We start from the raw sequence: 11,989 nt of genomic DNA, 5'->3' as shown, positions 1-11,989 counted from the left end.
TCTCATAATTTTGTCCATTATCATCATAATACTGACCAAAAAGACTTACGCCCCAGTCTTTTTCTTGTTTTGAAACTTGGGCATGGAATTCATGACTATCTAAATTTCCCCCCGCTAAAAAAACTGATAGTTTTTATTCTTTTCAGGCTGATCTTTAGTAATAATATTAACTACCCCTGAAAAAGCATTGGTGCCGTAAAGAGCAGAACCTGGCCCTCGAATAACTTCAATTTGTTTGATATTGGCTGTAGTAAGATAACGGTTAGCGATCATAGCTCCGCCGCTACTAACATCATTTAACCGATGCCCATCTAACATAAATAATATATTATACGATGTTTGAGGCGTTGATGCCCCCCGCGCAGAAACCATTGAGCCTTGGTTCACACGACTTTCACGCGTACTTTGAAACCCAGGAACGAAATTCAATAATTCTTGAACCGATTTTATGCCCATAGAACGAATTTCAACGGCGGTAAAAACGGTGACTGACGACGGTACAGTTTTAATATTTTTATTTGTTTTCGTCGCAACCGAAACCATAACCTCTTCTAAGTCACTCAAATCCATATCTATTAGGTCGGTCATACTTTCTTCACCTGAAGCAAAGGAAGGAATAAGACTTAAACTTAAAACGAGACATAATTTATTTTTAGTTGTTGTATTCATTTCAAGGGTGAATTTTTTTTCATTTCAAGGGTTAGAAAATAAAGGCTACAATACCTTAAAATGGCTTAACTACGGCTAAAAGAATAAGACCGATTAAAAATAAGACAGGGATTTCATTAACCCAGCGATAAAAAACATGGCTGCGTTGATTGCGATCATGTTTAAAATCGTTGAGCCATAAATAACAAAAATAATGATAAATAACCAGTGCGGCCAATAACAACAACTTTAAATGTAACCACCCCATTGATGAATACATTGCCCACGCATAATCAAACAGCATCCAAAAACCAAAGATAAAGGTCACGATCAGACCGGGGGTCATAATACCAAAAAACAGTTTTCTTTCCATCACCTTAAAACGCTCATTACTGGTTTCATCTTCACTCATGGCATGATAAACAAATAAACGGGGCAAATAAAACAAACCTGCAAACCACGTGACCATAAAAATTAAATGAAATGCTTTTAACCACATAAGCTAAGCCTCCTTAGTGAAAAATCATTAACGTGTTCCAAAAACAACAATCGTTTTACCATGTGCAGTAATCAAACCTTTTTCTTCTAATTCTTTTAAAACGCGTCCAACGACCTCACGGGAACAACCCACAATATGACTAATTTCTTGACGGCTCATGTGAAGCTGCATTCCATCAGGATGCGTAATAGCATCAGGTTCTTTACACAAATCTAATAAGGTTCTGGCAATTCGTCCCTTGGTATCCATAAAGGCAAGATCACGAAAATTACGACTGGTAATAAATAACCGTTCGGCCATTTGTTCGCCAATAATAAATAAAATATCTGCTGCATATTCAGGTAATTCTTTTTTCAACACATTACGAATACGATCATGACTAATTTCAGCCACCGTACATTCACAACGGGTTTTAACATTCACCATTCGGGGATCTTGCCCATTAAAAACGCCCATTTCACCAATAAAATCGCCTTTATTAAGGTAGGCTAAAATTAACTCTTTCCCATCATCATCTTCCGCATCCACTAAAACTGACCCTTTAATAATGTAATAGAGGGTTTCGTTAATATCACCTGATTTAATTAAAATAGTTTTACTGGGGTACGTTTTAATATGGCATAGCTTTAAAAAGCTTGAGAGTGCCTGTTGACGTACAGGGTCTTGGTTATAAATGGTAATCATAATGTTTATTATCCTTTAACACTTCAAATATAGTTTTTAGGCTAAAATACCGTAATAGGGTCAGTAAATGACTAAAAAATGTGACTAACTTCAAATGATTATCGCTTTTGTACTCGGTTACTATTTTTGACTCGAATCTTTGTAACGAGCGTAAAATCCATGTAGATTCCGCATCAAATTTCACCTTAAAAGAGATAGCCGCTAAAAAGGAATTTTAATTCCTTGATTAATTTCGCTCATTAATTGCTTAATTCGTTGTTGTATTTTTAACAGAGCCTCTTGATTATCGGCTTCAAATCGCAGCATAATTGACGAGCTGCTATTCGATGCCCGTACTAATGCCCATCCATCATCAAACTCTATCCGTAAACCATCGATATCAATCAGTGTCGCATCAGGAAAGTCGGCTCTTTTTATAAACTCAGCTATAAAAGGAAATTTTTCATTTTCTGCAATCTCAATTAATATTTCAGCGGTGTTAATACTATCAGGTAATTCTGCAAAAACTTCATGGGATGAACGTTTATCGGCGGCTAATATTTCTAACAGTCGAGCGGCTGAATAAAGCGCGTCATCAAATCCAAACCAGCGATCATTAAACGCTATATTTCCTGACATCCCCCCTATAAGTACCGCGCTTTTTTCTTGCATCTTTTCTTTTAAAAAAGAATGGCCTGCTTTCCACATGATAGGGCGACCTCCTTGTTTTTTAATATATTCCCCTAAATGCTGTGAACATTTGATGTCATAAATAATTTCAGCGCCTACTTGTTTACCTAAAATTTGTTTAGAAAATAACATCATTTGTCGGTCTGTCCAGATGATTTTTCCTTGACTATCAACAACCCCTAAACGGTTTCCATCGCCATCAAAAGACAAACCGACATCGGCTTTATCATTTTTAACCTTGTTAATCAGTTCTTTAAAATTTTCAGGGTTGGTTGGGTCGGGAAGATGATTTGGAAAGTGACCATCTACCTGATTATAGAGCAAGGTTACATCGCACCCTAAGTTTTCCAGTAATTCAGAAATAATTTTACCCACAATTCCATTACCACAATCGACAATTACCTTTAAATTTCTTTTAAGTTCGATATCATCACAAATGGTTCCGATGTACTCTTCACCGTACGAATCATTTTTTTCCACAGTGCCTAATGACCCGGTAATATAACGTTCATCTTCAATACGTTGTCGAAGCTGCTGAATCTTTTCGCCTGCTAAAATTTCACCATTAATAACCACCTTTAAACCGTTATATTCAGAGGCAAGGTGACCCCCTGTAATCATCACACCCGAGCGTCCTCCGACATGATGCGTAATAAAATACAATAACGGGGTAGGTATTTGCCCTAAATCTAAAACATTACAGCCTGTAGAAATAAGTCCTTTAACCAAACTCTCAATTAAATCATCACTTGAAAGCCGACCATCTTTAGCAACGACAACCATCCGTCGTCCTTTATTTTTCACCTCGGAACCAATGGCTAAACCAATTTCATAAACTTTGGTTTTCGATAAATTTTTGCCTGCAATCCCTTGAATACCATAAACTTTAAAAATAGTTTCTTCCAGATATGGGGGGGCTATCTTGTCTGGAATAGTCGGATTTATAGTGGTTTTTAATGATTTTTTTGACTCTGCCTCAAGTAACGGCTCAGGATTGGGTTCTTCTTTAGACTGCGCTATGGATTTTGGGAGCGGTGGCGATAATTTTTCTTTTGTCGGTGCGATCGTTGGAGGGGGAGGATTTTTACGTTTAAGTTGTTTTTTATGAGAACGTTTAAATTTTGCCAGTGTCGCGATAATAACTTTCATTTCAATTAAGTGCATTGAATAATGACTGACATCTTTCCCCGCTCTTAAATCTTTAATCGCATAAATTAATTTTTTTTGATCTTGCCGTAATAATCCTCGTACTTGATAATAACCAAAAAAATAGATAAGGCAGGTCAGTAAACTAACCCCGATTATAATCACGGTTAATAACTCATAACGAGGAAGGCTACTTTTCTTAACAACGACGCTTTGACCTGCTTGATTCGTTTGATAGGGCCAATAATCAAGTTGCCAGCGGGTATCAGGAATTTTTAAGACATGAAACGATTTATTTTTCATCGAAACATCCCCTATTTTTGCTACGGTCATATCGCGTTGTTTTAACATAACAAAGTTATTTTCTATCGGGGAATTTTTAAATAACCGCCGAAGAAAATTGACATCTAAACTTGCTAAAATAACCCCAATAATCTGATTATCTCTTTTTATTGCTGCCGTAATTGCAAAATGCCGATTAATACCTTGCCCTTGTACCGCAGACAGTTGTTTACTTTCAAATGTTTTTTGGACTAAAAATAAATCTGCTTGCCCCATATAAGGTTTTGCGGTTTCATCAATTCGATCAATTCCAAGCAAACAGATTCTAACTTTGAGCGCGTAAGGTAATTGTGTTTGAAATTTATAGGCAATATTTTCAAGTAGGACTCGATCGGCACTTTCAGTTGCGGCAATAACATCGCGGTCAGTTGCTAATTGCGCAACCTGTTTTTCAAGCAGTTTAACTTGTGAATAAACCGTATAAGCAAGCACTTTAATCGCAGAATTTGTCAATTCTTGTTTGGACTCTTCTTTAGCCTCCGATGTTATTGTGGAGACCCAAAAAACACCTAAACTACTCAGTACAATCATAGCAATCGTAAAGGCAGCCGCTATTCCAAAAATTCGAGCCATTTTAATTTTCCTTAACAGTCGTTTTAATCACGACCGGTATGACCAAAACCACCCGCACCCCGCAAACTTTGATTAAATTCATCAACGCGTTCAAATTCAACTTGTTCAACAGGAACAAACACCATTTGTGCGATTCGTTCACCGATATTAATCTCAAATTCACTGCTTCCTCTATTCCAGCAAGAAACAAAAACTTGACCTTGGTAATCGGAATCAATGAGTCCCACCAAATTCCCCAGCACAATACCGTGCTTATGACCTAAACCTGAGCGAGGTAATAGCATGGCCGCTAAGTGGGGGTTATTAATATGAATGGCTAATCCTGTTGGAATTAAAAGGGTATCGCCAGGTAATAACGTGGTCGCTGTCTCTATACAGGCGCGTAAATCTAACCCCGCTGACCCTGTTGTTGCATAATTAGGTAAGGGGATTTCATGGCCTAAGCGTTTATCAAGTATTTTTAATTGTATTGTTTTCATTTCTTATCTCAGCGATCAAAGCGATTAATTGCTTCGCTAGATGCTTTTTATTTATTAGGGGGAAATTTTTGTGACCATTATGCCAAAAAACCTGTAACGCATTCTCATTGTTTTCAAATCCACCCTGTTCACGCCCCACCCAATTCGCCGCAATCATGTCCAAGTTTTTGCATTGCAGTTTATCACGCGCATAGGTTTCAAGATGATCTGTTTCAGCGGCAAAGCCTACAACAAAAGGTCGCTTCGCTAATAAAGCCACTTCCGCTAAAATATCTTTCGTTTTTTGCAAGCTTAGGATCATTTCTTGCTTTTGTTTTTTTATTTTTTGAGAGGACATTTGAACAGGCGTATAATCGGCAACCGCCGCCGAACCAATATAAATATCGTGTGAGGTCGCTTTTGACATAACCGCTTGAAACATCTCGTCTGCGGTTTCAACGACCGTTAAATTAACCTCAGAAGGCGCGGTCAAATTAACCACACCGCTGACTAAACTAACTGATGCGCCCGCCCATAGTCCCGCTTCTGCTAGTGCATACCCCATTTTTCCTGAGCTGCGATTCGTCAAATAACGAACAGGATCCAAAGGTTCGCGGGTAGGCCCTGCACTAATTAATAAACGAACGCCTTTCAAACTGTTATTAACCGTTGATATATCGTCCTCAATGACAGACTGACAAATTATTAACGGCTCGGCAAGTCGTCCCCAACCCACTTCGCCACACGCTTGTTCTCCTTGTTCAGGAAAAATAAGCTGCATTCCTTGTTGTTGTAATGCGTTAATATTTGTCTGCGTAATAGGTTTATGCCACATAGCCTGATTCATCGAAGGCGCAATATAAATAGGGCATTCAGCGGCCAGACATAAAGTGCTGACTAAATCATCGGCTAAACCGTGGGCTAATTTAGCGATTATGTTAGCCGTTGCGGGTGCAATAATAATTTTATCGGCCCAACGTGCTAGATTAATATGCCCCATCGCATTATCTTGTTCGGTATCCAATAATTGCGTTTGCACAGGGTTTCCCGATAATGCCTGAAAGGTTAAAGGCCGAATAAATTCCATCGCTGAATCCGTCATAATGACCTTAACCGCATGGCCTTTTTTAACTAACAAACGAACTATTTCTGCTGACTTATAAGCGGCAATGCCGCCACAGACGGCAAGTAGAATATGTTGTTTAATAATAAGACCCCTTTAATCATCATGGAAATAGGCTCTATTATGGCAAGGATAAAAAAAATCTTCTATGATTTAAGAACTCTAAGGTTAAACGGAAGAATTTTTAATGGCAATAACAGACTGGGCAGAAGAAGAGCGTCCTCGTGAAAAACTGTTACAACGCGGGGCGGATGCACTAAGCGATGCTGAATTATTGGCCATTTTTTTGCGAACAGGCACGCAAGGAAAAACAGCCGTTGATTTAGCGCGTGACTTACTCCAAGAATTTGGTTCGTTACAAGCTTTATTTGGGGCGGATAGAGAGCGTTTTTGTCAATGTCATGGCTTAGGTAATGCAAAATATGCACAATTGCAAGCCGTTTTAGAAATGGCACGACGGCATTTTGTTGAAGTCATTAATCGCGGCGATGTTTTAACCAGCCCTGATGCCACACGGGCTTATTTAAGTGCGCAATTACGCGGTTATAGTTATGAGGTTTTTGCCTGTTTGTTTTTAGATAATCAGCATCGGATTATTGAATTAGAAGAATTATTTAGAGGCACGCTTAACAGTACCTGTGTTTACCCGCGTGAAGTGGTTAAAAAAGCGTTATCACATAATGCGGCGGCGGTTATTTTTGTTCATAACCACCCCTCTGGAATTAACGAACCCAGTCAAGCCGATAAAGACATTACTGAAAAACTCAAGCAAGCGTTAGGCTTATTTGATATTGAGGTTTTAGATCATTTTATTATTGGCGATAACCGACCCTATTCGTTTGCGGAATGGGGTTTGATTTAGTCGTTGATTGAGTATTTTTACTAAGGCATAAGAGATTAATAATTTCCGAATGTCGTCCTTTAAATTCACGGCTACCAACTTAAGATGGGACACTATGGAGCGAAGCTTAACCTTAACTTGTCTGGCCTTAAGTTGGTAGCTGAAATAGGTGGCTTCTTTGTATTATTAGTGGGCTTTTTTATGAGAATATTGTAGGATTGTAAGTATCTTGAATTTGCGTATAATGGAAATGGAGACAAGTGTATTTTGTTATCAGCCCGAATGGGGTGCAAAAAATTATGAGTTTAAACATATTTTAGTAACAACTAAGGCATAAAAATTTTATTTTGAAAAAAACAAGTGAAAATTAACCGAAATCAGAAATTACATATCGTAAGTTCATTCAAATACCCTGTGGGTGTTTTTCAAAAAAAGGGTAGGTTCCGTAAGTTTTGAACCCATTGCGTTTTTTATTGATTAATAAAAAAGAGAGCGATCCATTTTTTAACACCTGTTAAGACATAAAATCAGAGAAATTAATGCCAATTTTAACAACATTAGCCATCGCAAGGCTTGCCTTTGCTGCATGGAAAGAGCTAAAAAATAAACGCGCTTCAAAAGAAATAAAGCCGCAAACACAAGCATTAAAAACAATAGAGGATGATGTCTCCAATAATATAGGTAAATTAGTACGTTATCAACAGCTTTCGTTTACCGCATTGGCTTTAAATAGGGGTGGGTACTTTTTACGCTCCCTTTGCTTTACTCGGGATTCCGATATTAACCTACAATTATTTTAATTTTCTTAAAGTAACTCACCATACGCTTTTTACTAAAAAGAAAATTGCTCTGGCTTTATTTGAATTTTTAAGTGTGACAGGAATTTTGATCACAGGGCATTATTTTGTTGCAGCCTTTAGTAGCTGGGCATTTTTTAGCATACAAAAAATAATTTTACAGACAGAACGAACGGTATGTACGGATTTTAAAAATATTTTTAATTCTTTTCCTAAAAAAGTTTGGTTATTAGATAAGACGGTTGAAATAGAAGTTTCACTTGAGTGCTTAGAAGTTAATGATGTCATTGTTGTGCGAGCAGGTGAAACTATTGCCATTGATGGGGTTTTTGCATCCACCATTTTATTATCAGGTTATTTACAAATTCAGGTTAATAAACAAGGGACTGAAACCATTGCAGGGAAAATTGTAGATGTCTTAGAAAATACGGTTAATTTTAAAACCAATATTCAATCAAGAGGCGATGCAATCGTTGAAAGTGGCGCGGAAAAAACCTTATGGATGAGTGCTTTGAGTTTGCCTATTATTGGTTTGTCTCATACTTTAGCCTTAAGCTATGCAGGTTTTGGTTATCAGATGCGTTTAGCCGCCCCTTTAATGGTCTTGAATTATTTACGAGTACTTTCACATCAAAGTATTTTGGTGAAAGATGGACGGGCATTAGAACTTCTACATCAAATAGATGTTTTTATTTTTGATAAAACAGGTACATTAACCCAAGAAATTCCAGAAATTGTGCAAATTATTCCATCGGCTGACTTTGCAAAAATCTCATCATCGGCAAAAGCAAGAAACTGCTCGGATTCACACGTGTTTACTAAGGTATTGGGGAGCGATTTGCCGACACGAGATAAATATTGACTCATGTACCCCACAGAAGAAAAGGGGAGGATAGGTACGTTTCATTAGCGTAGAGATAGCATCAATACTGGATTTTCCTTCAAAACGTTGCGCGAGAATATTCGCTTCAGCGGCTTCCTTTGATGGCGAAGCTAGCCGTTCTCTGGGAAAAAATAGACTGCCCATTTCCTCTTTAAACCTAGAGAGCAAGGAATAAAGGAAGGTTCTGGAAATGTCGTATTGCCTAGATAATTCGGAGATAGCCCCCCAGTTGTGATTTACCTGTGCTTCATAAGCCTGCAAAATAAGCATTGTTCGTACTTCAAGGGTTAAATCGTGACGGCGAATAAATTTAGGAGCTACAGGGGGGAAAAAATTCGTTAATCTGGTTTTCTGTTATCATGATGCTAGAGTTATGTGAGATATTTGTCGTTTACACTATAACGCTTTTGTTCTATGGAGGCACTCTCTACAATTGAAGTTTTTTATGTAAAGTGTCAACTGGGAAATGAAAGATGCCTCTAATTTTTGGCAAACCTTAAAGGTTAAGTTTTTCTAAATATTTCTATTGCTTAATTTCCTTGGGTAAAACCTTAATTAATTCTTTATCTTTTTTTAAGTCATGATGGGCATCATGGTGCATAGTTGCATGACGAGCATGATCGCTTAATTGCGCATCAAACCATTGATGAATAGCCTCTACTAGTTTTAAATTATCAGAAGTATATAAAATTTCTGCACCCACTGGAATTTCTTTATAATCAATCGACAGCTCTCCTTTTTTAGCCCCTTCTAAAGTTGTTAACCCAGGCATATTTTTACCATGAATTTTTCTAGGATCAGAAAAATCACCTTGTTTAAAATTCTTGGAAATTTTACTTAAATGTTCACGGATCAGCTTAATTTGGTCTTTAGCTAAAGGGTCTTTAACAATAGACTTGTTCTTTAAGAAGAAGTTAATAGACTTGTTCTTTAAGAAGAAGTTAATATATCATGTTAAAATTCCATAGGATAGCCGCTAAAAAAGAAAATAAATCTTTTACACCTTCTTTTTTATTTCTAAACTTGTCAACTAGACATCTATATCTTTTCATTCCACCGATTACATGCTCAACAATGACTCTTTCACGACTCATCTCTTTGTTTTCTTTTTTTTGTTTTTCAGTTAATGTTGGGTTTGGATTATGCTTAGATTTATTTGGTTTTTTATGAGGAATATTTACCGAATTAGTTTTATATTCATTATTAAACCCCAAATAACCTAAATCAATAAATATATTAAAATTACTAAACCAATTTAATTCTGGATTAAATTCTTTTTTAAACATTCCATAATCATGATTTTTACCTGGAAAACTAACCCCAATATATAAAATTAAATGACCTAAAGAAGCTATAGTGGTATTTTTAATTGTATGCTGTTTTTTTTACCACTGTAAAATTCATTTTGTTCTTCATAGTCACGAGGGCGTTGTACAGCACGCTCTGTAGCATCTATTATCAATGTTTGAACTCCGCCAAAAGCCTGCTGCATTTCTTCAGGGGTTGAAAAACTTGTTGCAGGTAAAACATTAAATATATCTAACGTCTTTATTAAAATTGGAAATAATTTGTATACATGAGTATGAGCGCATGATTTATTCATATTAAAAGAAAACCCTAAGTGATCGAAAGTAGAATAACACTTCATATAATTTAATATAAATAATAATTTGTCTGCGGGTGTTTTTAATGTGCTATCTAAACCACTACCGTATTTTCTTTCTTTATTTTCATGTTTTTCTTTTTGGGCTACCAATTTAAGACGGGACATCCAGCAATTTCAAAGGGTTAGAAAACACACGCTTTCGACTATTTCTAGGAAGCGGTAACTCGCCCATTTCATTCAGTAGCCATGAAAACAAGTCTGGAAACTCGGTATCAAATAAACGCATGGCGGCGGTTGTGCCATCCTCACGTTTGATTCCGTAGTTATGAATGACCGTCAACGCGTTTAATCGCTTTTTATTCAAACCTCGCCCATTGCGATACATTTGCGATAAACAGCCATTTCGCCCTTCCACCGCAGATGAACTGCGTTGAAACTGCCTTGCCATATGCTCCGCCAATGTTAGCCATCGCTGCATTTCACTGATTGATAACTTTGCACTAAATGGGTCTGATTTGAGCTTATCAGACGCGGTTTCCCAAGCTTTTCGATAGTTTTCCTTTGACCTGCGGCTTTTAGTTTGTTCCATTTTCTGATGCCAATAAACAACGGGTAATAATGTTGTGGTCAACCAATATTCGGTATCCGCATCAAGCCCCAAATTTTGCAAGGTTTCGCGTACCCAAAGCCACCAAAAACTGATGGATACCGCTAACGGTTTTATTTGATTACGAAACTTTTTCATCACGCCTTTATGATCGTTAATCCCTTGTTTTTCCGCTATTTTTTCAAAGTCTCGCGCTCTTAACTCTAGCAACTTCTCAACCTGTTCCGCATCGTTTCTACGACTATCATTGAGTGAAAAAGGATGAACTTCATCCGCAATCCCTTGTAAGTTTTCGTGATAATCTGTTTGTATTTTTTTGGCTTCTTCAAGCTCTTTTTCAGCCGTTATCCGTGTTGTTTTAAGTCCAATAATTTTCTGCATCGTTGCCGTTTTAGAAACAGTAGACTCTGCGGTTTGCGCTGCTTGCCGCTGTTTTTCAGCCCTTGCTGCACGCCTGCCGATTTTCGCGCCTAACCAGCGACTCATATCTTGTTGAGCATGAAAAATATCTGCCCCCGATTCGCACTTAAACCCCGTCACTGCCATTTTTATCAACGCCTTAGCGCGATCACTAATCGCATGATTAACCTCAATGCCTAATGATTCTAATCGTGGCGAAACCTTTTTATACCAAGTATCGTAGCACTTATCATCGCTAATATCTTCCAACAAAAGATAGCCAGAACGTAAGTCCATTAAAACTAAAATCATAAAGTTGCCGAAAAAGTCTCATCCAGCCCAGCAACAACTTTACGTGTTTGTTTTTTCACACTTTTTTCGCATTCTTGCTGAAACTGCGGCAATAAGACTTCCATTTTATTGATTTGAGTCCGCAGTGCGTCGGGTGATACGCCCACATGGGTGTCAATCCGTATCATTTTAAAAAACAGCGATAAAGTCTCTGCACCTACGCCTGTCTTTAATCCAAAGACATACAAGGCGGAAAACACCATTAATCTTTGCCAAGAACTACCTGCCTCGGTTTCCCATAATGATGATTCAGGATGTCGATTTCGCTTTGTTTGCGCTTGACGATGACGATGCACACTGCTTTTTGAGCGACCAACAATTGAAGCTAAGTTACGAACAGTTTGCTTGCCTGTTGTTGTAATT

General features: G+C 37.6%; 14 protein-coding genes. 3 read left to right on the top strand and 11 right to left on the bottom strand.

Annotated features, from left to right (window positions below; translation table 11 throughout):
* Positions 1-114: 114 nt before the first annotated feature.
* The 6 genes from Q9M50_07270 to coaBC form a co-directional block, all read right to left on the bottom strand.
* Positions 115-669 carry a TonB-dependent receptor plug domain-containing protein gene (locus Q9M50_07270; protein MDQ7090431.1) on the bottom strand — a complete coding sequence of 185 codons (555 nt, stop codon included), beginning with the start codon at positions 667-669 and terminating at the stop codon, positions 115-117.
* 55 nt (positions 670-724) lie between these two features.
* On the bottom strand, positions 725-1,147 hold the full coding sequence (gene hemJ / locus Q9M50_07265; protein ID MDQ7090430.1) for a protoporphyrinogen oxidase HemJ: 423 nt from the start codon (positions 1,145-1,147) through the stop codon (positions 725-727).
* Positions 1,148-1,174: 27 nt separating this feature from the next.
* Entirely contained in the window at positions 1,175-1,831 is a 657-nt protein-coding gene (crp, locus tag Q9M50_07260) for a cAMP-activated global transcriptional regulator CRP (protein MDQ7090429.1), read from the bottom strand.
* Between the two features lie 201 nt (positions 1,832-2,032).
* Positions 2,033-4,561 (bottom strand): phosphomannomutase/phosphoglucomutase, encoded by a 2,529-nt coding sequence (locus Q9M50_07255; GenBank protein ID MDQ7090428.1) that lies wholly within the window; start codon positions 4,559-4,561, stop codon positions 2,033-2,035.
* 23 nt (positions 4,562-4,584) lie between these two features.
* Positions 4,585-5,040: a dUTP diphosphatase gene (gene dut, locus Q9M50_07250; protein MDQ7090427.1), complete on the bottom strand. Its 456-nt coding sequence runs from the start codon at positions 5,038-5,040 to the stop codon at positions 4,585-4,587.
* Positions 5,012-6,229 (bottom strand): bifunctional phosphopantothenoylcysteine decarboxylase/phosphopantothenate--cysteine ligase CoaBC, encoded by a 1,218-nt coding sequence (gene coaBC, locus Q9M50_07245; GenBank protein ID MDQ7090426.1) that lies wholly within the window; start codon positions 6,227-6,229, stop codon positions 5,012-5,014. Before coaBC ends, dut begins: the two co-directional genes overlap by 29 nt.
* A gap of 100 nt (positions 6,230-6,329) precedes the next feature.
* On the opposite strand from coaBC, the gene radC reads away from it, so the two are divergent.
* From radC to Q9M50_07230, 3 genes are all read left to right on the top strand, one after another.
* Entirely contained in the window at positions 6,330-7,004 is a 675-nt protein-coding gene (gene radC, locus Q9M50_07240; protein ID MDQ7090425.1) for a DNA repair protein RadC, read from the top strand.
* Between the two features lie 518 nt (positions 7,005-7,522).
* Positions 7,523-7,783, top strand: a complete 261-nt coding sequence (locus Q9M50_07235) for a hypothetical protein (GenBank protein ID MDQ7090424.1) — start codon at positions 7,523-7,525, stop codon at positions 7,781-7,783.
* Positions 7,784-7,856: 73 nt separating this feature from the next.
* Positions 7,857-8,642 (top strand): hypothetical protein, encoded by a 786-nt coding sequence (locus Q9M50_07230; GenBank protein ID MDQ7090423.1) that lies wholly within the window; start codon positions 7,857-7,859, stop codon positions 8,640-8,642.
* Positions 8,643-9,186: 544 nt separating this feature from the next.
* Here Q9M50_07230 and Q9M50_07225 read toward each other — a convergent pair.
* The 5 genes from Q9M50_07225 to Q9M50_07205 all read right to left on the bottom strand — a co-directional run bounded on the left by Q9M50_07225 (position 9,187) and on the right by Q9M50_07205 (position 11,922).
* Positions 9,187-9,435, bottom strand: a complete 249-nt coding sequence (locus tag Q9M50_07225) for a hypothetical protein (protein ID MDQ7090422.1) — start codon at positions 9,433-9,435, stop codon at positions 9,187-9,189.
* A gap of 169 nt (positions 9,436-9,604) precedes the next feature.
* Positions 9,605-9,988: a transposase family protein gene (locus Q9M50_07220; protein MDQ7090421.1), complete on the bottom strand. Its 384-nt coding sequence runs from the start codon at positions 9,986-9,988 to the stop codon at positions 9,605-9,607.
* Positions 9,989-10,014: 26 nt separating this feature from the next.
* Complete coding sequence (locus Q9M50_07215; GenBank protein MDQ7090420.1) at positions 10,015-10,434, bottom strand: transposase family protein; 420 nt, start codon at positions 10,432-10,434, stop codon at positions 10,015-10,017.
* Positions 10,421-11,587: a DUF6399 domain-containing protein gene (locus tag Q9M50_07210; GenBank protein ID MDQ7090419.1), complete on the bottom strand. Its 1,167-nt coding sequence runs from the start codon at positions 11,585-11,587 to the stop codon at positions 10,421-10,423. Before Q9M50_07210 ends, Q9M50_07215 begins: the two co-directional genes overlap by 14 nt.
* Positions 11,584-11,922, bottom strand: a complete 339-nt coding sequence (locus Q9M50_07205; protein MDQ7090418.1) for a hypothetical protein — start codon at positions 11,920-11,922, stop codon at positions 11,584-11,586. Before Q9M50_07205 ends, Q9M50_07210 begins: the two co-directional genes overlap by 4 nt.
* Between the last annotated feature and the right edge of the window lie 67 nt (positions 11,923-11,989).

It is taken from the genome of Methylococcales bacterium, assembly GCA_030949405.1.
In the GTDB taxonomy this organism is placed as follows: domain Bacteria; phylum Pseudomonadota; class Gammaproteobacteria; order Methylococcales; family Methylomonadaceae; genus WTBX01.
The sequence above is the reverse complement of the archived record's forward strand: the minus strand, read 5'-3'. Positions and strand labels throughout refer to the sequence as shown.

What these genes read in the sequence shown, in the direction of transcription:
- crp (MDQ7090429.1), bottom strand. Translation starts at nt 1,831, where the DNA reads ATGATTACCATTTATAACCAAGACCCTGTACGTCAACAGGCACTCTCA.
- Q9M50_07215 (MDQ7090420.1), bottom strand. Translation starts at nt 10,434, where the DNA reads ATGTCCCGTCTTAAATTGGTAGCCCAAAAAGAAAAACATGAAAATAAA.
- hemJ (MDQ7090430.1), bottom strand. Translation starts at nt 1,147, where the DNA reads ATGTGGTTAAAAGCATTTCATTTAATTTTTATGGTCACGTGGTTTGCA.
- Q9M50_07255 (MDQ7090428.1), bottom strand. Translation starts at nt 4,561, where the DNA reads ATGGCTCGAATTTTTGGAATAGCGGCTGCCTTTACGATTGCTATGATT.
- Q9M50_07235 (MDQ7090424.1), top strand. Translation starts at nt 7,523, where the DNA reads ATGCCAATTTTAACAACATTAGCCATCGCAAGGCTTGCCTTTGCTGCA.
- Q9M50_07225 (MDQ7090422.1), bottom strand. Translation starts at nt 9,435, where the DNA reads ATGCCTGGGTTAACAACTTTAGAAGGGGCTAAAAAAGGAGAGCTGTCG.
- radC (MDQ7090425.1), top strand. Translation starts at nt 6,330, where the DNA reads ATGGCAATAACAGACTGGGCAGAAGAAGAGCGTCCTCGTGAAAAACTG.
- dut (MDQ7090427.1), bottom strand. Translation starts at nt 5,040, where the DNA reads ATGAAAACAATACAATTAAAAATACTTGATAAACGCTTAGGCCATGAA.
- Q9M50_07270 (MDQ7090431.1), bottom strand. Translation starts at nt 669, where the DNA reads ATGAATACAACAACTAAAAATAAATTATGTCTCGTTTTAAGTTTAAGT.
- Q9M50_07210 (MDQ7090419.1), bottom strand. Translation starts at nt 11,587, where the DNA reads ATGATTTTAGTTTTAATGGACTTACGTTCTGGCTATCTTTTGTTGGAA.